Source organism: Mycobacterium paraintracellulare, from assembly GCF_000276825.1.
Classification (GTDB): domain Bacteria; phylum Actinomycetota; class Actinomycetes; order Mycobacteriales; family Mycobacteriaceae; genus Mycobacterium; species Mycobacterium intracellulare.
Map to the genome: position 1 here is coordinate 1,639,634 of NC_016948.1, position 24,434 is coordinate 1,664,067.

At 67.0% G+C, this 24,434-nt stretch carries 9 protein-coding genes; 2 read left to right on the top strand and 7 right to left on the bottom strand.

Annotated elements, in window-relative coordinates; translation table 11 throughout:
• Positions 1-834: a DegV family protein gene (locus OCQ_RS07785; RefSeq protein WP_014711134.1), complete on the top strand. Its 834-nt coding sequence runs from the start codon at positions 1-3 to the stop codon at positions 832-834.
• Between the two features lie 51 nt (positions 835-885).
• Here the strand turns inward: OCQ_RS07785 and OCQ_RS07790 are convergent, their stop codons facing one another.
• The 7 genes from OCQ_RS07790 to OCQ_RS07820 all read right to left on the bottom strand — a co-directional run bounded on the left by OCQ_RS07790 (position 886) and on the right by OCQ_RS07820 (position 13,052).
• Entirely contained in the window at positions 886-3,798 is a 2,913-nt protein-coding gene (locus OCQ_RS07790) for an MMPL/RND family transporter (RefSeq protein ID WP_009953589.1), read from the bottom strand.
• Positions 3,795-4,259, bottom strand: a complete 465-nt coding sequence (locus OCQ_RS07795; RefSeq protein WP_172417500.1) for an MmpS family transport accessory protein — start codon at positions 4,257-4,259, stop codon at positions 3,795-3,797. The genes OCQ_RS07790 and OCQ_RS07795 overlap by 4 nt, the downstream gene beginning before the upstream one ends.
• 164 nt (positions 4,260-4,423) lie before the next feature.
• Positions 4,424-5,482 (bottom strand): NAD(P)H-dependent amine dehydrogenase family protein, encoded by a 1,059-nt coding sequence (locus OCQ_RS07800; protein ID WP_014384180.1) that lies wholly within the window; start codon positions 5,480-5,482, stop codon positions 4,424-4,426.
• An 82-nt stretch (positions 5,483-5,564) separates the two neighbouring features.
• Complete coding sequence (locus tag OCQ_RS07805; RefSeq protein ID WP_014384181.1) at positions 5,565-7,331, bottom strand: AMP-binding protein; 1,767 nt, start codon at positions 7,329-7,331, stop codon at positions 5,565-5,567.
• Between the two features lie 8 nt (positions 7,332-7,339).
• Positions 7,340-8,467, bottom strand: a complete 1,128-nt coding sequence (gene pe, locus OCQ_RS07810; protein WP_009953593.1) for an acyltransferase PE — start codon at positions 8,465-8,467, stop codon at positions 7,340-7,342.
• A 57-nt stretch (positions 8,468-8,524) separates the two neighbouring features.
• Entirely contained in the window at positions 8,525-11,533 is a 3,009-nt protein-coding gene (locus OCQ_RS07815) for an MMPL/RND family transporter (protein WP_014384182.1), read from the bottom strand.
• Between the two features lie 97 nt (positions 11,534-11,630).
• Positions 11,631-13,052 (bottom strand): condensation domain-containing protein, encoded by a 1,422-nt coding sequence (locus tag OCQ_RS07820; protein ID WP_014384183.1) that lies wholly within the window; start codon positions 13,050-13,052, stop codon positions 11,631-11,633.
• Positions 13,053-13,372: 320 nt separating this feature from the next.
• Between OCQ_RS07820 and OCQ_RS07825 the strand changes: the two genes are divergently transcribed.
• Entirely contained in the window at positions 13,373-24,397 is an 11,025-nt protein-coding gene (locus tag OCQ_RS07825) for a type I polyketide synthase (protein WP_014379696.1), read from the top strand.
• Positions 24,398-24,434 lie beyond the last annotated feature (37 nt).

A 24,434-nucleotide genomic window follows, 5' to 3' on the forward strand; every position in this document is an offset into this window, starting at 1 on the left:
GTGACTGTCGTGGTGGTGACCGACTCGTCGGCCCGTCTGCCGGCCGACCTGCTCGACAAGTGGGGGATACGTGTTGTGCCCCTGCACATCCTGCTCGACGGCACCGACCTGCGTGACGGCGTGGACGACATTCCGGGTGACATCCACAAGCTGGCGGCGACCACCGCGGCGGCGACCCCGGCCGAACTCGCCGACGCGTACCAACAGGCGCTGGCCGACAGCGGCGCCGATGGTGTGGTGGCCGTGCACATTTCGTCGGCGCTGTCGGGAACCTGCCGGGCCGCCGAGCGCACCGCGGCCGACCTGGATCCCAACGTGCGGGTCATCGACTCCAAATCGGCGGCGATGGGCACCGGATTCGTTGCCCTGGCCGCCGCCCGGGCGGCGGCCACGGGCGGTGACCTGAACACCGTCGCGGATGCTGCCCGCGAGGCCGTGGCCCGCGGACACGCCTTCATCGTGGTGCACCGGCTGGACAACCTGCGCCGCAGCGGCCGCATCGGGGGCGCCAAGGCCTGGCTGGGCACCGCGTTGGCGCTCAAACCGTTGTTGCGTATCGATGACGGGAAACTCGTTCTGGCCCAACGGGTCCGGACTATCAGTCACGCGACGGAGGCGATGATCGACCGGGTCTGCCAGGTCGTCGGCGACGGCACCGCAGCCCTGGCGGTGCACCACGTCAACAACCCGGACGGCGCCACCGAGGTGGCGACGGCGCTGGGCAAGCGGCTACCGGCGTGTGAGCCCGCGATCGTCACCGAGCTGGGACCGGTGCTGGCGCTGCACGTCGGCGCGGGCGCGGTCGCGGTGAGCGTGGCGCTCGCCGAAGCTTAGTGGCGATCGCAAGCGCGGCGTAGCCGGGCGCTGCGGGTCGCCACCATCGGCCTAGGCGCTGACCGGCCGTCGCGCGTTGTCGCCGCGCGGGTGAACAACCTGCGGCCACCAGAACCACCGCCCGAGCAGGGTAGCGATCGACGGCATCAGCAGTGTGCGCACGATCAGCGTGTCGAGCAGCAGACCGATGCAGACCGTCGACCCGAACTGACCGAGCACGCGCAGATCGCTCCCCAGCATGGACGCCATGGTGAACGCGAACACCAGACCCGCGGCCGTCACCACCCCACCGGTCCCGGCCATCGACCGAATGATCCCGGTCTTGAGGCCGTGATGGATCTCTTCCCTGAACCGGGACACCAGCAGCAGGTTGTAGTCGGATCCCACGGCCAACAGGATGATGACCGCCAGCGCCATCACGATCCAGTGGATATTGATGCCGAACAAATCCTGCCAAATCAGCACGGACAGACCGAAAGACGCCGCGATCGAGCTGGCAGCGGTGCCGACGATGACCAGCGCGGCCACCACGCTTCGGGTCAGCAGCAGCATGATCATGAAGATCAGCGTCAGTGACGCGATGACGGCGATCATCAGGTCGTACTTCTCACCGTCAGCCATGTCCTTGAACGTCGCGGCGGTTCCGCCGAGATACACCTTGGCGTCGGCCAGCGAGGATTGCTTCAGCGCCTCCTGCGCGGCGGTGCGTTCGGCCGCCACCCGTTCGATTCCCTCCGGCGTCATCGGATCGTCCTGGTGGGTGATGAAGAATCGCGCCGACTTACCGTCCGGCGACAAGAACATGCGCAGACCCGTCTGGAAGTCGGGGTTGTCAAAGGCTTCTGGTGGCAGGTAGAAGAAGTCGTCGTTCTTCGACTGATCAAAGCTCTGACCCATGACGATCCCGGTGTTGCTCATCGCCTCCATCTGGTCGATCATCGCCTTGAACGTCTGATAGAGCGTCAGCGTGATGCCTCTGGTCGTTTTCAAAGTGGCGATCAGCGTGGGAAACAGCTCGGTCAGGTCGCGTGACGCTTTGGCGGTGTGCGTGATGTCGGTCGTCAAATAGTGGAACTGCTCGGCCAATTGGTCGAACCCGTCGAACGTGTCGAACAAAGATCGCAGCCCGATGCACACGGGAATGTCGTAGCAGTGCTTCTCCCAGTAGAAGTACGTGCGGACCGGCCGGAACGTGTCGTCGAAATCGGCGATGTGGTCGCGCAGGCTGTCGGTGATCTGCGACGTCACCTGCGTGGTCTTGGCGCTGTCGTCGGCGGCGTTGGCCAAATCGAGCGACACCTCGTACTGGCGCTGCGTGGTGTCGATTTGGGTCTGCAAGTCATCAGCCATTTTGAGGATGTCGTTCATGCGCTCCTTGAGAAAGCCCATGTTCTGCATCGTCGTCTGGCTCTGGACGCTGTTCTGGAACGGAATCGAGCTGTGCTGAATCGGGATGCCCAGCGGCCTGGTGATGTCCTGAACCATGGCGATGCCGAGCGTGCGCATCTCGTTTTTCGCCACCCGGTCCAATACCAGCATGTCGGCCGGGTTTCGCATGTCATGGTTGGATTCGACCATCAACAAGTCGGGGTTCATCCGGGCCTCGGAGAAGTGCCGATTCGCGGCTTCTTGCCCTTGATTGGCGGGGGCTGACAACGGCAGGTAGTGACGGTCGTTGTAGCTGGGCTTGAAGCCCGGCAGTGCCACCATGCCGACCAGGACGATGGCGGCGCTGACGGCCAAAATCGGTGCGGGCCAACGCACTACCGCGGTGCCCACCCGGCGCCACAGTCGCCCTCGCTTCGCCTGCCTTTCGAAGAAGTGGAAGCGACTGCCGACGAAGACGACCGCGGGGCCGAGGGAAAGCCCGGCGAGCACCACGACCAGCATGCCGATCGCCACCGGCGCGCCCATGGTGTTGAACCAGGGCAGGCGGGTAAAACTCAGGCAGTAGGTCGCTCCCGCGATCGTCAGTCCGGAGCCCAGGACGACCGGGGCGACGCCCTTGAATGTGGTGTAGTAAGCCGTTTCTCGGTCCTCACCGGCGGCCAACGCTTCTTGATATCGCCCGACGAGGAAGATGCCGTAGTCAGTTCCCGCGGCGATCGCCAGCATGGTGAGGATGTTGGCGGCGAACGTGGTGAGCCCGAATGCGTTGTTATAGGCCAGAACCGCGACGACGCCCCGCGCACACGCCAGCGCCACGAAGGTCATGAAAAGCTGGATCAGCGTCGTGACGATCGACCGGTAGACCAGCAGCAGCATGATCGCGATCGCGCCCAGAGTGAACAGCGTGATCTTGGCCAGGCTGGCGTTACCGATGATGTGCATGTCGTCGGATAGCGCCGCGGGGCCGGTGACATAGGCCTTCACGCCGGGTGGCGCCTTGTTCTCATCGATCACCTTGCGGACGGCGTCCACGGAGTCGTTGGCCTGCGTGGTGCCCTGATTACCGGCGAGGTTCACCTGCACGTACGCGCCCTTGGCGTCGGCGCTCTGCGCTCCCGCAGCGGTCAGGCGGTCGCCCCAGAAGTCCTGGATGTGCTGGATGTGCGCGGGATCCTTGCGCAGGTCTCGGATCAGCTTGTCGTAGTACTTGTGCGCGTCCGGGCCCAGCGGCTGCTGACCCTCCAGGACGATCATCACGGTGCTGTTCGAGTTGAATTCGTGGAAGTTACTGCCCAGCCGCATCATCGCCTTCATCGACGGCGCGTCCAGGGGAGTCATCGGCGCCGAATGCGCCTCGCCGACCACTTCCAGGGAGGGGACCAGGACGTTCACCAAGACGGTGATCACTAACCAGCCCAGGATGATCGGGATCGCAAAGATGCGGATCGCGTGGGGGAGGTAGGGGCGGTGGCCGCGCTCGGCCTTCGACAGGCCGCGAGTGCTGATCGGGCCGGTGGCTGCGTCGTCTTCGGCGCTTCTGGCGCCGGAATCGGTCTCGTTGTTCACATTGCTCATGCGGACTTCACCAGGCAGAAGGTCTGGGCGTTATGGCCGTCGGAGTTCTGGTTGTCGCGGACGACGCCGTCCACGGTGATCTTGCAGTTGATCGTGGGGCCGTTGCTTTGCGCCATGATGTTGGCGCTCACCGAGGGCAACGTGGTCGAGATCGTCGTCGACCACGGCAGCGGCGCGTTGTCGACCTGATGCGTGTTGGCGTTCTCGTCCCAATAGTTGATGTTTGCCGTGGTGCCCGGGGCGCCGGAAATCTCGTAGACGACGACCTTCGGGTTGAACTGCACGATTTCGATCCCCTTGCCGGCGTTCGCGTTGAGATCTTCCGAGCCGAAGAGCTTGTGCAGCCGTGACACCACGAGTGCAGACAAAGCCAAAACGACCACCAGCAGCAGCGGGATCCACGCCTTTTGCAGCACGCGGGTCAAGACACCGGGGCGAGGACTTGATTTCGGATCAGCCATCACCCGACCGCCTTTCGCCCACCGCTTCGGGCCTCGCCGCAAAGCTCACCAACCATCGCCGACGACATCGATGTCAACGGAAAATTTGCTCAGCTAGGCATCCTAACCATAGTGCACGCAAGCGTTCCTCCTGGGGCGGCCGGCTGTGGCGAACGGCATAGGCCCTATCGGGCGAGCCGGCCGGTGACCGGCGGCAAATCCGCCAGCGTCACGATGCCCGGCCTGGCCGCCACCACCGCCGGGACGGCGTTGGTCACCGGCATCGCGGTGTAGATCATTCCCAATCCCATGAACCCGGGCTCCGTCCAGTCCTTGGGCGGCAGGCAGTGCAGAACCGTGCGCATGTTGGGCAGGCCGAACACCTGAATGACGTGCCCGTGCTCGAGTGGTTTGGGCGGGACGACATGGTTGCCCATGGTCCAGTTGAACCCGACGCTGACGACGTTGCGATCGCCGACCCAGCCGCGGTGGTAGCCGTAGACGCTGCCGACGGTTCCGGCGGGAATCTTCATGAACCCCAGATCCGAGTCGCCGGTCGCCGCGGTGAACGTGACGTCGAAGGTCATCTTGTCCAGCTTCGCGCCGATCGCGTCGGCCATCATCGCGGCCGACTCGGCGAAGACCTCGCTCTCCCGGCGCACACTGTCGGCCAGCCCCGGGGTGTCGGGGTCTTGCGAGAACCCCATGGCGGTTTGGGTTTCGGCCGATTCGTAGGTCGAGCAGTCCACCGACTCGGTGATGCGAATCTCGTCGACGCGCTCGCACGAGGCGGACAGCACCATGCCGACCATGTTGGTCATGCCCGGGTGCGCGCCGCTGCCGAAGATCGTCGAATTGCCGCGTCGGCAGGCGTCTTCGATTCGCTTGCGGTCCTGCGGCGTCTGCTTGCCGCCGGTGATCCAGGCCGCGCTGGTGCACACGTTGACCCCCGATTCCAGCAGCCGCACCAGCTCGTCGATGTCGGGCCACAACGGGTTGTAGCAACACGCGTCGGCGCCCAGGGCGATCAGCGCGTCGATGTCGTTAGTGGCCTGCACCCCGGTCGGCTCCGGCCAGCCCGCCAATTCGGCGGCGTCGACCCCGACCTTCTCCTCGCCGTGGGCGTACACGCCGACGAGTTCCATGTCGGGCCGCCCGATGATGGCGTGCAGCGAGCGCCGCCCGATGTTCCCGGTCGTCCACTGGATGACGCGTAGGGGACGGTCAGTGCTGGTTGCGCTCATCGTGGCTCCTTTGCCGCTGCGGGGGTGGAACCATTATGCGAAGCGCGCTACCGGCAGGCGCGCGCGCGTCCACCGGGCGGGCTCAGGCGTCCAAACGGGCGAATTGGTGCTGGCTGTACTGCTCCACGCAGGCGGCGCGCCGGATCTTGCCGCTTGTCGTGGTCGGAATGGACCCGGGCGGTACCAGGACGAGGTCCCCGACATTCACGCCGTGGTTATTGGAAATCGCCGAGGTGACGTCGGTTTTGATGGAGGTGAGCCAGTGCCTGACGTCGTGGGTCTCCCCGCTGGAATCGCCACGCTTCTTCAGCTCGATGACCGTGACCAGCTTCTCGGTGCTGTTCACCGGCACCGAGATCGCCGCGACCCGACCACCCGTGATCTCTTGGACCGTCGCCTCGATGTCCTCGGGATAGTGGTTGCGCCCGCGGATGATCAGCAGGTCCTTCATGCGGCCGACAATGAACAGCTCGCCGGAGTGGATGAAACCCAGGTCGCCGGTCCTCAGCCAGGGACCGTCGGGCGTCCCCGGTGACGGGTCGACGAGCGTGGCGCCGAAGCATCGCTGCTCGGCCGGCGTTTTGCGCCAGTATCCGTCGGCGACGTTCTCGCCGTGCACCCAGATCTCGCCGACCGCGTCGGGCGGGCATTCGCGGCTCGTGTCGCTGTCGACGATCCGGAGCATGGGCGACTGCGGCACGCGGTACTTGACGAGCGCCGTCGCTTTCGCGGTCGCCGTTCCCCTTCCGGGTGCGCACGGCCGAACGCGGCCCGCCCCGAGCTCTTCGGCGTCGAAGTGGCCCGCCGGCGCGGATTCACTCCACGTGCCGGTCGCCACGAAGACGGTCGCCTCGGCCAAGCCGTATGAGGGACGCATCATGTGGTCCCGGAAATTGAAGTGCGCGAACCGATCCACGAAACGGTGCAGGGTGGCCGCCTCGACACGCTCCGCGCCGCTGATGATGCCCAGCACGTCGCCGAGGTCCAGGCCGGCCAGGTCTTTGTCGGTGGTCTTGCGGGCGGCCAGGTCGAAGGCGAAGTTGGGCGCCGACGACCAGGTGTGCGGATGTTCGGCCAGCGTTCGCATCCACCTGGCCGGCCTCTCCAAGAACGCGACCGGACTCGTCAGCTCGGCGCGGTGGCCGCTCAGGATGGGCGCGCAGACGCCCAGCACCAGACCCATGTCGTGGTAGAAGGGCAACCACGACACGATCGTGGCCTCGGTCGGAAACTTGGTTCCGAAGTCCACGAAGAAGCTGCGCATCAGCTGTTCGAAATTGGCCTCGAGGTTTCGATGCGAAATCATCACCCCGGTCGGCGTTCGGGTCGAACCCGAGCTGTACTGCAAATACGCGACGGTCGGCAAATCATCCGTCGGAACGTTTGCTTCGCCCTCGACATCGAGGTTCATCGAATCGATTTCGACGATCTTGGGGACATCGTCCATGCGTGCCCGGTCGACGTATTCGGCGACATCCTCCGCGACGTCGGACGTCGTGAGAACCACCGACGGCGACGTGTCGGCGAGGACCGCGCTGACCCGCGCATCACTGGAACCGCGATGCGGCAGCGGCAGCGGCACGGCGATGAGCCCGGCCTGCATAGACCCCAGGAACGCCGCGATGTAATCCAGGCCCTGGGGCGCCAGGATCACCGCCCTGTCGCCGACCGACCCGTGCGGGCCGAGGTCCCGTGCCACATTGAGTGTGCGGCGCGAGACTTGCGACCACGTGAGCGTCTCGCGCACACCGTCCCAGTCGTGCTGGTAGTCGGTGAACGTGTAGGCAACGTCGTGGGGCCGCAGGCTGGCGCGTCCGTGCAGCATGGCGAGGATCGACGACTGAGACATAGGCGCGCTCAGTCGGTAACTTCGCTTGCGCCGTGCGAGAACACGGACGTGGCACCGGCGAGGATCTGCGAGAGCGGGTCGGCGTCGCCGCCGAAGGTCGCCTGGTTGGCCGGCGCGGTGACCTCCGCCGGGTCGAAGCCGTGCACCGGGTCCACCTGAACCGGGGCGGTCGACGGGTCGTCGTTTCGCGAGTAGCCCGCATTCACGCGGGGAATCAGGATCGCGTCGAGCTTGTTCAGCGTGTCCTCGTCAATCCCGACGTATTTCAGCGGCATGACCAGCGGAAGGTGCTTTTCCGGAACCATGATCGTCGTGTCTTTCGCGCCCCTGGAGTTGATCGTCGTCCTGATGTTCTGCGGCGGCACCATGCTCGGGTTCGTGAAGGCCACCGCCGTGTGACCGGTGGCGAGGCCGAGCAGCGTGTTGGCGAGCGCGAACATGTTGTCCGGCCGGTCGGGGAAGTCCGCGATCGAGTCGTACGCGGCCACGAACCTGTTTGTGTCGTACTGGCTCTCATACGGCGGCGGCATGGTGTAGTCGAGCGCGGGGACGACGCTGCCGACCGGGAACATGGCGGTCAGGAAACTCTGACCGAAGGCGTGACGCCCGATCGGATCGCCGAACGTGGCGAAGTTGAGCTTGTCGGGCGGGGGAGCGGTCGGGTCGTTCGCCAGCCGAGCCTGCACGCCGTCGACCACGAACGCGCCCTCCGACAAGCCGATCGCCGTACCCGGGCGGCCGGTGCGGATCGCCGCATCGAGGTTGTCGATTCCCACGTCCACCGACTCGCCGACGCTGGGGCCGTCCGCGCCCAGCCCCGGGAACTGCTCATCGAGCTTGCCGATGCCCGGGAAGAGCCGCTCCAGCACGTGCCCCTGAACCTGGCCCGCCGGGTAACGGACGATTTCGCGCTTCTGACCGGGGAACCATTGGGCGCCCTCCTGACGGATGTACTCGTCGTAGGGGATGCCCAGAACGTGAGCGCCGCCGAGCGCGAACGCAGTCTGGTCGCCCGGGGCCCCCGGAGTCGGCGGACCGCCGATGGGCGACTCGTCGGCGGTCGCGGTATTGACGCCGAAACACCCTGTGGCACCGACGGTTACCAGCGCCGTCACTCCCGCGAGTAGTTTCTTCATCCCTACTCCTGACCGCTCGAATTCGCCTCGTAGTCTCACATACATCATGTGCAGGTGCTAACCGGGCCGCGGCTCGGCGCGTCCATCCAGTGACGGTTTTGGCGACGGCACGCCCCCCTGTGACGGCCACCAGTTCGCCCGTCCGACCAGCGCGGCGATGGCGGGAACGGTGATGGTGCGCACCAAGAAGGTGTCCAGCAATATGCCCACCCCGATCACGAAACCGCCCTGGACCACGGTGCTGATGCTGGAGAACAAAAGGCCACACATCGAGGCCGCAAAGATCAGACCCGCCGCGGTGATCACGCCGCCCGTCGAGCCCAGCGTCCGGATGATGCCGTAACGCATGCTGTGTCCAGACTCCTCGCGCATTCGCGAGACGAGCAGCATGTTGTAGTCGGCCCCCACCGCGACCAACACCACGAATGCCAGCGGGGGCACACTCCAATGCAATTGCTGGCCCAATAGATATTGAAATACCAGCACGCCGATGCCCACCGCCGACAAATACGAAATGACCACGGAAGCAACCAGATACAGCGGCGCGACAACCGCGCGCAGCAGGGCGATCAAGGTTAAAAGGACGACGATGAGCGTCACCGCGATGATGAACCGGATATCGTGCTGGTAGTAGTCACGCGTGTCCTTCAGCGCGACGGTATATCCGGCCATCGACACGGTGGCGTCCGCCAACGCGGTATTCGGCTGCGCTCCACGAGCCGCCGCGATGATCGCGTTGACCTGATCCATGGCTTCCGTGCTGAACGGATTCAGTTTGGTTTGAACCAAATACCGCACCGAGTGGCCGTCCGGCGAAATGAAGACCTTGGCCGCCTTCTGAAACTGCTCCAATTGCAGCAGCTGGGGCGGGATATTGAACCCGGCCATTGCCGGATGTGCCGCATCGCGTTTCAGTGACAACAGAAACGCCGCCGACTCGTTGAGTCCGCTACCGAGCTGCTTGAGTTGGTCGACGAGTTGAGCAACGGCGTCGGCCACCTGGCGGCTGCCACCGGCCAATCGGTTCGCGCCGTCTTGCACAGTGTTCAGATTCGTTTGCATGCCACCGGGTTTGTCCAACCCCATGGAGTGCAACACCTTGGTGAGCTTGGCCAGCGAGGCGCGCACGCGGTCGGTCGACGCCTTGAGCGTCCGTTTGTCCGGGGACTCCTGCAGTCGATGGGCCAACTCGTTGATCGCATCGAGGTCCGCTTGGTTTTGCGGGCCGACCAGTTGCTCGAACGCCCCGCGGGTGTCGCTGCACGACGGATCGGCATCGCATCGCGGGTTGCCCTGCAGCGCCGCCAGCACCGGGCCTATCCAGGCGAAGACGTTCTTGGCCGCCGAGAAGTTCCAACCCATGGAATTGCTGATCGCGTTGACATGGTCGACGAGCTGGGCCGTGAGGTCGACCTGTTTCACCAGCGCGTCGCCGCTGTACTGGTTCTTCGCCGACGCGAAGGCGCTCTCCAGTTCCTGCACACTCGCGGCGAGCTGGACGACCTGGCCTCGCACGTTGCCGAGGTTGTCGGCCAGCGTGCCCGCGCCGGCGACCAACCGGTTGAGGTCGCCTGTGTGATCTTTGATCAGGGTGGACCCGTCCGCCAGCAGGGTGCCGATGGCACCGGCCTGATACGTCGCCCGGAATTGTTCCGGCACATTGCCGGTCGGGCGCGTGATGCCGCTGACGGCAGCAACATTCGGCAGTTGGCTGACCCGGTCCGCCATCTGTTCCAGGTCCGCGAGGGCCTTGGGCGTGCGCAGGTCATGCGGCGATTGGACCAGGATGTATTGCGGAATGGACTGATTCACCGGGAAATGGCGATCCAGCGCGGCGTACCCGATGGAGCTCGGCGCCGAAGTCCGCAGGGCCTTGCGATCGTCGTAGTTGTAGCGCACCAGGCCGGCGCAGCTGGCCAGGACGATCAACACCAGCACACTGGCAATCAGATTGACCTTCGGTCGGCGCACGATGCGGATGCCCGAACGCCGCCAGAATCGTGTGGTCAGTTCGCGCCGGGGTTTGACCCAGCCGCGTCGCCCCGCAAGCACCAGGATCGCCGGCAGTAACGTCACCGCGGCGAGGAATGCCACACCGATCCCGATCGCCGCCGACGCCCCGACCGTTTTGAACACGCCCATCCGGGCGAAGCTGATGAGGAGAAACGTGATGCCGACGGTGGCGGCGGATGCGGCGATCACTTTGCCGATCGAGAACATCGCACGCTGTACCGCCTCATCGGAATTCGCACCCGACCGCAAATAGTCGTGATACCGGCTGATGAGGAAGACCGCGTAATCCGTTCCGGCGCCGGCCATTATGGCGCTGAGGAAGACGACGGACTGGTTTGAGACGCCCGACCCGGTCAGTTGGGAGTAGCCCGCTACCACCGCCTGGGCGATGACCAGGGATGTGCCGATGCTCAGCAACGGCAGCAGCATGGTGACCGCGCTACGGTAGATCATCAGCAGGACGACGAGCACCAGAACCGCGATCGCCAGCTCGATGGGCATCCGATCCCGAGCGCCGGCGACCGTGAGGTCGGCGACGGTCGCCGCGGGGCCGGTCAGGTTGACCGTCAGCGGCGTGCCGCTGACGACGCGTTGGACGATGCCGTCGATCCGGTTGAACGCGGCATACGAGCTGGGAGTGCCCAGCTCGCCCGCAACGCCGACCGGGAGCACCCAGGCCTTGTGGTCTTTGCTGGTCACGGCCGAGCGCAGGGCCGGTGTGCTGACGAAATCCTGCAGCATCAACACATCTCGCGTGTCCTGCCGCAGCGTGTCCACCAGTGTGCGGTAGGTGGCTTCGTCGGCGGGGCCCAGACCCTTGTCGTTGGTCAGGACCACCAGCAGGAGGTTTTCCGAGCCCGCCTCGTGAAACGCCTCGGTCATCTTTCGGGCCGTGACGCTCGATGGCGCGTCGCTGGGCAGGATGGCGAGCGGGTGCTTCTCGGCCATCTCGCCGAGCGATGGGAAGGTCAGCGGCAGCGCGACCGCAATCGCGACCCAGATCCCGATCACTGCCCAGGGCCACCGCACCACAAAATCGGCTAGCCGTCGCATACCGCCCTCACCCCCGGTCGGCGGCAACTCAGCCGCCCTCGACCGGGCCCGGTCAAACCACGCGATTTCGCATCACGTGCCATCGAAGTGCTCCACGCTACGCGACGCGCCCCCAGCTCCCGCTGCCGGCGACCCGCACACAGACCGACTTCATCGCTTCCATATAGCGGACAACCGATTTCCGGGCGACCGGGTTGTCGGGATGCATAATCGCCATGACCGTGCCCTCGCCGTACCGGAATATGTAAATGGTCAGCTGATGTGAATACCGGCCGTCCGGGTAGATCCCGATATTGTTTGCGAGTCCCAGGTCGGCGGCGGCAAGAATGGCGTTGAGGGGGGCGGCGCCGCCGTGAAAGAAGTTCGACACCGGAAAGTTTGGCTGCGGCCAGCTCAGCCACGGCGCCAGTTCCAACACGCGGTAGTAGGGCACCTTTGCCATGTCCAGGCTGTTATCGAAAGAAGCCTGCGCCGCCCATGCGGCGTCGCCGAAAGAGGCGGCGGCTATCGGCACGGTGATCGGAATCAAGCCGGTAAACCAACCCTGCGTCATGAAATTGTCGGTGGCTTTGCGTGAATCCCGGGGAGTGAGACCGTAATACGTCAGGGCGCCGGTGAATTCGTGCTCCACCAGGGCGAGGCAGGCGAACAGGCCCCCGACAAAGCGCGCGCCGGCCGCCGCGCAGGCCGATTCGAATCGCTCCGTCTGCGCGTCGTCCATCAACAGTTCGGACGTCATGTCGCTCCTACTGGATTCCTGCGGGTTACCCAGCGGCAGCGGAAATTCGGGAAAGCCCCCATTATTGTTCTCGGCGAAGTCAATCCACGCGCGCACCTCAGGCGAATCAAGAGTCAACGTCGACGTGTATTCGCGTTCGCGGATGCAGAAATCGTCGAAGCTGCCGGCATCGGGAAGAGTAAGGGCCTCACCGCCCCCGCTCAACGCCGTGTACATGCCGTTGGCCTCCATCATCGTGGTGCCGATCAATGTCGCGTCCCCGTGGACATGATCCATGGCCGCAAAGAACGTGAAATGGTTCTCGCTCTGGATAATTCCGAACGTGAAGCAGCCCCATTCCAGCGGATTCGGTATGGCCACCACGTGAGCATGAATTTCCTCAGCCGTCATCTCGCCGTGTTCAACCGGCGCGAATTCGATGTCGGCGGGATCGCCGATGGTGTGCCTGATGAACTCCCCGTCACCGGTGTCCTCGAACCAACTGCGGAAGGTGTCGTGCCGGCGCAGGTAGGTGTTGACGGCGTGGTTCATGGCGGCGATGTCGCACGTCCCGGCGACCTCACAGGTGGCGATGATCTGCCGTGAGAAATTCAGCCCGGCGGCCGTGCGGTCGCGGTAGTTGCGAAGGTGTTGGCCCTGCATGTAACTGACCGGCACCGAGCTGACCGGGGCTTGTCGTGCCTTTTCGGCGGCCGCGGCGGTCGGGTGCCATGAGGTGACCGAGCCCGGCGTCAGCGTCCAATCATCGAGTGAGCCGATCGTTATCTTCCCGATGCGCAAAACTTCGTCCTCCTCGGTTTGAACTGCCGCGGCACGCTGGCGTCGCGACCAAGATAACCCTCGAAGTGATCGCCGTCGCAGCCGTGCGCGGGCCACCGCCTACACTCGCTCACGGATCCGACCGGTCTTTGGCGACCGAGTTGCGGCGATCGAGTTGTGGCGATCGTGCGGCCGGGCGGGGACGCAGGGCGGCGGCCGCGCCGGCTGTCGCTGCGCAGTGCGGCGCTGCACACGCGGTGCTGGCCTAAAGGACATGATTCTCCGAGTGCAACTGGGCCCCCGCGCGGATCGATCTTGACCGGCCAAGAGAGGACAAGCGCATGGCATCCGTCGAAGGTCTGGGGGAATCGGCATCGGGTTTTGCGATCGTGGGTTATGCGGCGCGATTTCCGGGCGCCGCCGACGCGGATGAGTTCTGGGACGTCTTGCGGCACGGCCGGGATGCGATATCCGAAGTGCCGCAGGACAGGTGGGATGCCGATGAATTCTTCGACCCCGAGCCTGGTGCGCCGGGCAAGGTCGTCACCCGCCGTGCGGGCTTCGTCGACGACGTAACGGGGTTTGACGCCCCGTTCTTCGGCTTGTCGACGCGCGAGGTCAGGTTGATGGACCCGCAGCACCGGATCTTGCTGGAAACGGCGTGGCGCGCGGTCGAGCATTCGGGCTACGCACCAACGGATCTCGCTGACAGCAACACCGGTGTCTTCGTCGGTTTGGCCACGCACGACTACCTCGGAATGGCCTCCGACGAGCTGACCTATCCCGAGATCGAGGCCTACATGGCCATCGGGACGTCCAACGCCGCCGCGGCCGGGCGGATCAGCTATCGGTTGGGGCTGCAGGGTCCCTCTGTCGCCGTCGACACCGCGTGCAGCTCGTCGCTGGTGGCCATCCATCAGGCGTGCCAGGCCCTGCGCCTCGGCGAATGTGACCTCGCGCTGGCCGGCGGCGCCAACGTCCTGCTCACCCCGGCCACCATGATCACGTTCTCCAGCGCACACATGCTCGCGCCCGACGGTCGGTGCAAGACATTCGATGCGGCCGCCGACGGCTACGTGCGCGGCGAGGGATGTGGCGTCATCGTGATCAAGCGCCTCGAGGACGCGTTGCGCGACGGGGACCGGATTCGGGCGGTGATCCGCGGCAGCGCGATCAACCAGGATGGCGCTTCGGGTGGGTTGACGGTTCCGAACGGGGTTGCCCAGCAACGGGTCATCGCCGACGCGCTCAAGCGTGCCGACCTCGAGCCCCGCGATGTCGGCTACCTGGAAGCGCACGGCACCGGGACATCGCTCGGCGACCCCATCGAGGCCCAGGCCGCGGGAGCGGTGCTGGGGGCCGGGCGCGAACCCGACCAGCCCCTGCTGATGGGGTCGGTGAAGACCAACATCGGACACCTGGAAGCGGCCGCGGGCATCGCGGGCGTGATCAAGGTGATCCTGTCCCTGGAGAACGAGCTGCTGCCCCAGCACCTCCACTTTCAGAACCCGTCGCCCCACATCCCCTGGGATCGGCTGGCGGTGGAAGTCGTCAAGGAGGCCACGCCCTGGAAACGCAACGGACAACGGCGCATTGCGGGGATCAGCTCATTCGGCTTCGCCGGGACGAACGCTCACGTCATTGTCGAGGAAGCGCCCGAACAGGCGGTATCGGCCCCCGCGGTACCGGCCCCGGTCGATGCGCCCGGGGGCCGGCGGTTCAGCATCCTTCCGCTGTCGGCCCGAACGCCCGCCGCATTGATGCGGCTCGCCGATGAATACCGCGCCTGGCTGGGCGCGAACCCGGAGGCCACCCTGGCGGACGTGTGCTTTACCGCCGGGGCGGGGCGGGCGCACCTGGAGCACCGGGCCGCGTTGGTGGTCAATTCGCGCGAATCCGCCATGGAGCTGCTGGGCGCGCTCGCCGAGGAGCGCCCGGCGCCCGGTTTGTATCGCGGAGAATCCCATGACACACCGAAGACGGCGTGGCTGTTCACCGGTCAGGGCAGCCAATACCCCGGCATGGCCCGGGAGTTGTTCGACACCGAGCCGGTGTTCGCCGAGACGCTGAATCGTTGCGCCGCTGCCGTCGCCGACATTCTCGAAAAGCCGTTGCTGGACGTCGTTTTCGATGTGGACAGCCCGGACAGCGAAGCGACGCTGCAGCAGACCTCCTACGCGCAGCCGGCCTTGTTCGCCGTGGAGCTGGGCCTGGCCCGGCTGTGGCAGTCGTGGGGCTTCGAGCCCGACGTGGTGCTGGGCCACAGCGTCGGCCAGTACTCTGCGGCCTGCGTCGCGGGCGTGCTCAGCCTCGAGGACGGCGCGCTGTTGATGGCCGAACGCGGCCGTCTGTTCGGCAGCTTGCCTTCCGGTGGCCGGATGGTCGCGGTGTTCACCGCGGCCGAGCGGGTCGAGCGGCTGACCGACGAGTCTCCCAGCCTGTCGGTGGCCGCCTACAACGGCGCCAACACCGTATTGTCCGGTCCGGCAGCCGATTTGGAACGCGCGGTGGCCGCATTGTCGGCCGATGGTGTCCGGTGCGACTGGCTCGACACCAGTCACGCGTTCCACTCGGCGCTCCTGGACCCCATCCTCGACGAATTCGAGGCGTATGCGGGAGGATTCGACTTCGCTGCGCCGCAACGGATTTTGATCGACAACCGCACCGGAACCGCGCTGGGTCGCAGCGTGAAGCTCGACGGTGCCTACTGGCGCCGGCACGCGCGCCAGCCGGTGCAATTCGCCAAGAGCGTGCGCACGCTTGCCGAGATGAACTGCAAACTGCTGCTCGAGATCGGCCCGCGACCGGTCCTTACCGCCGCGGCCCTCGGCGCGTGGCCCGACCCGGCCACCGCGCCCCGGGTGATCACGTCGCTGCGGCGCAATACCGCTGACCACCGCCAGATCACCGAAGCGGTCGCCGACGCGTATGTGCTGGGCCACCTGCCCGATTTCGCCGCCTTGCGGCGGCCGCACGCGCGAAAGCTCGACCTGCCCACCTATCCGTTCGAGCGCCGTCAATACTGGTTCCGGGACGCTCGCGAGCGCCCCGAGCAACCCCGGGACACCGGCGGACCGCGAACCGAAGCCGTCCGCCTGCTCGAGGACGGCCGAATCGAGGAACTCGCCGCCCTGCTCGGCGGTGCGAGCGACGACCAGCACACCCTGCAGGTGCTCACCAAGCTTGCGGCGCAACACAATCAACAGCGCACGACCCGGTCCATCGCGGACGACCGCTACGAGATCCGCTGGGACAGGTCAACCTCTCCGCTCTCCGGTGCCGACGTGGACCAGGCAGGCAGCTGGATCGTCGTCTCCGACGATGCCGACGCGGTCCCGCCGTTGGTCGACCTGCTGGCCGCGCGCAACGAACCGCACCAAGTGGTCGGGTTGCCGGCGTCCGACGCCGACGAGGAACGGCTCGCGGAAACGTTGCGCGCTGCGGCAACCGAGGATGCGACGTTACGCATCGTGCATGTCGCGGCCCTGGAAGCCGGGGCCACACCGTCGATGCGGTCACTGTTGCGGATGCAACACCGGATCCTGGGCGGAACGCGGCGGGTCTTTCGGGCGGCGGTGGCCGCCGAACTGCGCGGCCCCATCTGGATCGTGACCCGCGGCGCGCAGCGCGTCGCCGACACGGACACGGTGGCGCCGCATCAGAGTTGCCTGTGGGGATTCGGCCGAGCCGCCTCGCTGGAACTCCCGCACGTGTGGGGCGGACTCGCGGACCTGTCAGAGGGCGGCGACAACGCGGCCGACGAATGGTCTGCGCTCGTCGACCGGATCGCCGCGCCGCACGGCTCGGCCGTCCGGGAAGACCAGCTCGCGCTGCGTGATCGGGCGGTCTACACACCCCGGTTGGCGCGGCGCTCTGCGCCGCCGAGCGGGACACCGCTGCACCTGCGCGGCGACGCAACATATCTGGTGACCGGCGGGCTGGGCGCGATCGGACTGGAGATCGCCGGCCACCTGGCCGCGAATGGCGCCCGGCATCTGGTTCTGACCAGCCGGCGCGATCCCAGCGATGCCACGCAACAGCGCATCAACGCCCTGGGCGAACAGCACGGCTGCCAAATCCGCGTCGTGGCCGCCGATGTCGCCGACGCGCACGACGTGGCACGCCTGCTGGCAAGCGTTCAGGCCGAGCTGCCACCGCTGGCCGGCATCGTGCACGCCGCGGGCGAGATCGGCACCACGCCGCTGAGCGCGCTGCAGGACGCCGAGATCGATCGCGTCTTCGCCGGCAAGGTTTGGGGCGCTTGGCATCTGAGCGAGGCGGCGGCCGACCTCGATCTCGACTTCTTCATCAGCACCTCCTCGATCGCCTCGGTGTGGGGCGGATTCGGCCAGACCGCCTACGGCGCCGCGAACGCCTTCCTCGACGCGCTGGCCTGGCGCCTGCGCGGGCAGGGCATCTTCGCCGTCAGCGTCAACTTCGGGCCGTGGTCGGCGGGCATGGCCGACGCGGAATCCCGCGCCCGACTCGATCAGCGCGGAGTCCGGACGTTGTCTCCCGCCGATGCGCTCGCGGGTCTGGCCGATGCCGTGGCCGCTGCGGCGGGGCAGGGCCTCGTGCAGGGTGTGGTGGCCCGCATCGACTGGGCCCGCTTCTTGCCGCTCTATCAGCAGGCGGGCAGGCGGGCGTTCCTGGCGGAGTTGGAACGCGAGGTGCCCGGGCTGACGAGTACGGCGGGGCCGTCCGCGATCGTCGCGGGGAAGACCCCGTTGGTGGAGCGGCTCACCGGCGCCCCGGTGCAGCAGCGCAAGAAACTTCTGACCGACTACCTGCGGGACGCGGTGGCGGAGGTGACGCGCGTCGATGCCGCGGAGATCCGGGAGGACGCAGGCTTTTTCGATCTCGGCATGGATTCGCTGATGGCCGTCGAATTGCGGCGCCGCATCGAACAGGGCGTGGGCAAGGAGATCCCGGCCACCCTGGCGATGGACCACCCACGGCTGTCCGACGTGGCCGACTACCTGCTGCGCGACGTGCTCGAACTCGGCGACCCGGGGTCGCCGAAACCGAGACCGCAGCCGGCATCGGTCGTGACGACGCGCACGGATGAACCGATCGCGATCGTCGCGGTGTCCTGCCGCTTCCCCGGCGCACCCGACCCGGAAGCGTTCTGGGAGTTGCTGTCCGACGGGGTCGATGCGATCCGCGAGGTCCCCGAGGACCGCTTCGACATCGACGAGTTCTACGACCCCGATCCGGACGCAGCGGGCAAGACCTACACGCGGTTCGGCGGCTTCCTCGACGAAATCGACGGGTTCGATCCCGAATTCTTCGGCATCTCACCCCGCGAGGCCGTCTGGATCGAGCCGCAGCAGCGGCTGATGCTCGAAACGGTGTGGGAGGGCCTCGAAAGGGCGGGGTACGCGCCGGCCGCCTTGCGCGGCAGCCCAACCGGGATTTTCGTGGGCGTGGCGGCCAACGAATATGCGCACCTGTTGTCCTCGGAGTCGATCGACAAGATCGAACCCCACTTCATCACCGGCAACGCGCTCAACGCCATCTCCGGCCGGGTCGCCTTCGCGCTGGGATTGGAAGGACCGGCGGTGGCGATCGACACCGCATGCAGCTCGGCGTTGGTCGCCGTCCACCAGGCCTGCCAGGCGCTGCATTCCGGTGACTGCGACATGGCGCTGGCCGGCGGCGTGAACGTGTTGCTGAGTCCGGTGACGGTCGTCGCGGCCTCCCGCGCGCGGATGCTTTCGCCCGTCGGGCGCTGCAAGACCTTCGACGCCTCCGCCGACGGTTACGTGCGCAGCGAGGGCTGCGGGATTCTCGTACTGAAGAGGCTGAGCGACGCGGAGCGCGATGGCGACCGGATATGCGCGGTCATCCCCGCCAGCGCGGTCAACCAGGACGGGGCGTCCAGCGGCCTGACGGTGCCCAATGGCGGTGCGCAGCAACGGCTTATCGGCTCGGTGCTGGCTCGCGCCGGCCTGACGGGCGGGGACGTCGACTATCTCGAGGCGCACGGGACGGGCACCCCGCTCGGTGATCCGATCGAGGTACAGGCGGCCGCGGCCGCCTACGGGGATGCCCGCGACGCGGACCGGCCGCTGTTGATGGGCTCGGTGAAGACCAACATCGGGCACACCGAATCGGCTTCCGGCGCAGCCGGTTTGATCAAGGTCGTGTTGTCGCTGCAGCACGAGGTCCTGCCGCAAAGCCTGCACTTCGACGAGCCGTCGCCGCACATCCCGTGGGATTCGCTGCCGGTGCGGGTCGTGGACACGGCGATGCCGTGGCGGGCCAACGGCAGACCGCGGCGCGCCGGGGTGAGTTCCTTCGGGTTCACGGGCACCAACGCGCACGTGCTGGTCGAGGAGGCGCCGGCGAGAGCCGCCTCCGCCGACCGGCACCCTGTCGACGACGACGCGACGGAGTCGACGGACCGGGCCCGGGATGGACAGCCGAGCGTGCTGGCGCTGTCCGCGCGGTCACCGGAAGCGCTGGTGGCGTTGACACGGCGCTACCAGAAGTGGCTGACCACCCACCCGGACGCGGATCTCGCCGAGGTGTGCCTCACCGCCGGAACGGGCCGCTCGCACTTTGAACACCGCGCCGCGCTGGTCGTGGACTCGGTCGAGGGTGCGCGCGAGGCGCTGGCCGAATTGGCCGAGAACCGCCTGCGACCCGGCGTCGTGCGGGGCGAGCACACCCACCACCCGACGACGGCCTGGTTGTTCACCGGCCAGGGCAGCCAGTACCCGGGGATGGCGCGTGAATTGTTCGACACCGAGCCGGTTTTCGCCGACACCGTGACACGTTGTGCCGACGCGGTCGGCGAGATCCTGCCGCATCCGTTGCTGGAGGTGCTGTTCGCCACCGATCGCGAAACGGGAGGCGAAGCCGGAGAAAGGCTGCGGCACACGTCCTTTGCGCAGCCGGCGCTGTTCGCCGTCGAGATGGGCCTGGCCCGGCTCTGGCAGTCGTGGGGGATCCAACCCGATGTGGTGCTGGGGCACAGCGTGGGCCAGTACGCGGCGGCATGTGTGGCTGGCGTGTTCAGCCTCGAGGACGGCGCCCGGCTGATGGCCGAGCGCGGCCGGATGTTCGGCAGCCTGCCCGAAGGTGGGCGCATGGTGGCGGTGTTCGCCGACGCCAAGCACGTCGAGCAGGCCGCCGGCGAATTCCCGCGAGTGTCGGTCGGGGCATACAACGGACCCAACACCGTGCTGTCTGGGCCGGGCGAGGACCTCGAGCAGATCGTCGCCAAGTGCGGTGACGAGGGGATCCGCTGCACGTGGCTGCAGACCAGCCACGCCTTCCACTCGGAACTGTTGGATCCGGTGCTCGACGAATTCGAGTCGTACGCGGCGCAATTCCGGTTCGCCGCCCCGACGATGCCGCTGGTGTGCAACCGCACCGGCGCCGTGCTGACGACCCAGACGCCGCTGGACGCGCAGTACTGGCGTCGGCATTCCCGGCAGCCGGTGCAGTTCGCCGAAAGTGTGCGCACGGTGGCGGCCCTGGGTTGCTCGGTGCTGATGGAGATCGGGCCGCAACCCGTACTGACGGGCGCCGCGGTGCAGGTCTGGCCGGAGCACCTGTCCGCGCCGCGCGCGATCGTCTCGCTGCGCAAGGGTATTGGCGATCGGCGCCAGATCGCCGACGCGCTGGCCGCGGCCTACGTCGGCGGGCTTCGCCCCGATTTCGCTGCGCTGCAGGGTCAGCCGCGTCGCAGGCTCGAGCTGCCCACCTATCCCTTCCAGCGCCGCCGCTTCTGGCCCAAGACGTCCGGCATCGCCGTCGACGGAGGGGCCGGTTCGTCCTCGGGCATCCTCGGCAACGCGAAGGACCTCGCCTCCGGCGACTCGGTCTACACCAGCAGGCTGTCCGTCAAATCGCAGCCGTGGCTGTCCGATCACGTCATCTACGGGACCGTCGTCGTCCCTGGGGCTACCTACGCGGCGATGGCCCTCGCCGCGGTCGGCGCCCCGGCGCGGGTGAAGGACGTCTTCTTCTACGAGCCGATCATCCTGCCCGAGAAGAGCTCTCGCGAGGTGCAGCTCACCCTGCACCCGCTGCAGGACGGCGGTGGGTCCACGTTCCAAGTGCACAGCCGCCCGTACGGTGAACGCGGCGCCGAATGGTCGCTGAACGCCGAGGGCACCGTCGGCACCGGCGCGGATGACGAGCCGGTATCCGAGGGTGATCCGATCGACGAAACGATCGAGCGCCTGAACCGCATGCGCCCGCAGGAATTGTTCGAGACCTTCGCCGACCTGGAGCTGGCGTGGGGGCCGACCTGGTCGGGGTCGCTGAAGTCGCTGTGGCTCGGCGAGGGTGAGGCGATCGGCGACATCCTCGTCGGCGAAGAACTCGCCGAACAACTCGGCAGCGAACCGATGCATCCGGTGCTGATGGACCTGTGCACCGGTGTCGCATTCCCGGCCTTCCCCGCGCTGCTCGCGGCCGAACAGGGCGTCAACGATCTGTTCCTGCCGCTGCGCTACGGCCAAGTGGCGTTGCGGGAGAAGATGCCTCGGCGGTTCTACTGCCACGCGAGGTGGCACAGCAGCGAGCTCAACAGCGAAACCCAGGTCTTCGACCTCGATTTCGTGGACCGGGATGGCCGTCACCTGGGCGGAATTCGCGAATTCACGGTCAAGCGCGCACCGCGCGAGGCGTTGCTGCGGGGCCTGGGTGGGGACGCCACCCGGCTGCTCTACACCCTCGGCTGGCACGAGGTGCCGCCACCGGCGAGCGAAGAAGCCGGCGAGCCCGCCGGTACCTGGCTGATCGCCGGCTTCGACGAACTGGCCGCCAAGGTCCCCGGGTGCATCCCGCTCGACCGCGCCAACGATCCGGATCCGTTGGGGCAGGTGCTGACTGAAGCCCACGAGCGCGGGTTGCCATTCTCCGGTGTCGTCTGGCGCAGCACGGCGCCGAACGGGGAAGAGACGAGCGCGGACGTCACGGCGCGCCTCGAGACCGAGATCGCCAATCTGCTCAGCGCCGTGCACACCGTGCAACGCGGGGAGGTGAAGCTGCCCGGCGGATTGTGGATCGTCACCGAGCGTGCGGTGGCCACCGAATCCGGCGAGCCCGTCGAACCGGTGCAGGCGGCGCTGTGGGGCTTCGGCCGCACCACGATCAACGAGGAACCGGCGCTGCGCGCCAAGCTCGTCGATTGCGACGGCTCACCCGAGGCCGTGCACGCGCTGGCCGCGCTGCTTGGCACCCCGGTCGACGAACCGGAACTGGCCGTGCGGCAAGGAAAGCTGCTGGCCTCGCGGTTGTTGCCGTGGGCGCGCAGCGGTCATCTCACGGTGCCACGCGGGCGCGACTTTGCCCTGGCGCCCACCGAACGCGGCGCGATCGACAACCTGCGGCTGACCGAGGCGGAGGTGCCCGCGCCGGACGAGGGCTACGTGCAGGTCCGGGTCGAGGCCGCGGGCCTCAACTTCCGCGACGTGCTCAACGTCCTCGGCCTCTACCCGGGCGATCCCGGACCGATCGGCGGCGACTTCGCCGGCGTCGTCACCCAATTGGGCGCCGGCGTCACCGGAGTCGAAGTGGGACAACGTGTCTACGGCTCCATGCAGGGCGCGTTCTCCAGCCGGTTCAATGTGCCAGCCCAGTTCCTGGCGCCGATCCCCGATGGGGTGAGCGCGGTCGAGGCGGCCACCATTCCCGCCGCGGCGCTGACGGTGCGGCTGTCCTTCGACTGGGCGCAGCTGAAACCTGGTGACAAGGTCCTCATCCACGCCGCGAGCGGCGGTGTGGGCCTGGCGGCGGTGCAAATGGCGCAGCGGTTCGGTGCCGAAGTGTTCGCCACGGCGAGCACCTTCAAGCGTGCGACGCTGCGCAAGCTCGGCGTGAAGCGCGTCTACGACTCGCGGACAACGGATTTCGCCGATCAGATCCTGGCGGACACCGGCGGTGCCGGCGTGGACGTGGTCCTCAACTCCCTGACCAGCGAGGGGTTCATCGAGGCGACGCTGAAGGCCACCGCCCAGAACGGCCGCTTCGCCGAGATCGCCAAGCGCGACATCTGGACACCCGAGCAGATGGCCGAGGCGCGTCCCGATATCGCCTACGAGATCGTGGCATTGGACACGGTGATGTTCACCGAACCCGATCGCATTCGCGACTTGCTCACCGAGGTGTCGCAAGGCTTGGCCGACGGCGAGTGGACGCCGCTGCCCGCCGAGATCTATCCCCTGACCGAGGCGAGGGCCGCGTTCCGCCGCATGCAGCAGGCGCGGCACATCGGGAAGATCGTGGTCCAGATACCGAATCCGCTGCAGCCGCGGCCCGATCGGAGCTACCTGATCACCGGCGGGCTTGGCGCGATCGGTCTGCACACAGCGTCGCATCTGGCCCAACTCGGTGCCGGAGACATCGTGCTGACCAGCCGGCGCGAGCCCGGTGCGGACGCGCAACGGCTGATCGAGGAGATCACCGAGCGCTACAAGTGCCGCGTCCACGTCTTCGCCACCGACGTCGGCGACGAGTCCGCGGTGGCGGGTCTGCTGGAGCGCATCCGGTCGGAGTTGCCGCCGCTGGCCGGTGTGGTGCACCTGGCGGGCGTGCTCGACGATGCGCTGCTGTCGCAGCAGACCGTGGAGCGATTCCGAACGACGCTGTTGCCCAAGGCGATCGGCGCCTACCACCTCGACAGGCTGACGAAGGCCGACGAGCTGGACTTCTTCATCGTGTCGTCGTCGGTGTCGAGTTTGTTCGGTTCGCCCGGCCAGTCCAACTACGCGACTGCCAACGCGCTGCTCGACGGTCTGGTCGCGCAGCGCAGGGCGCAAGGCTTGCCCGCCACGGGGGTCAACTTCGGTCCCTGGGCCCAAGGGGGCATGGCGTCTTCGGACGCCGCGACCGCCAATATCAGTGCGCAGGGCCTGATTCCGCTGGAACCGTCGGCCGCGCTCGGCGCCCTCGCCGAGGTCGTGGCGAACGGCACCGGTCAGGCCACCGTCCTCAAGGCCAACTGGCAGCGTGCCGCGAAGGTGCTGGGCAGTTCGCGTCCGCCGATCCTCGATCTGGTGTTGCCCAGTGCCGCCGGGGAGGTGACCGGTGACAGCGAGTTGCTCAAGCAGCTGATGGAGATTCCGGTGCCCCAGCGTGCCGGTTTCGTGACCGAATTCCTGCAGCGCGAGGTGCAGAACTTCCTGCGGCTCGCGTCGCCGCCCGCCGCGAGCAGCCGGTTCTTGGACCTGGGCACGGATTCGCTCATGGCCATCGAGCTCCGCAACCGGCTGCACAGCCAGTTCGGCGGCAAGTTCACCATCAACGCGACGGCGGTCTTCGACTATCCGACCATCGGGGGGCTCGCCGAATATCTCGTGGCCCAGCTGCCCGATGCGGAACCGGAACCGGTCGAGGAGGCGTCGTAACATCCGGCGCCGGCGCGCCGGCGCGAACGTGGACTTG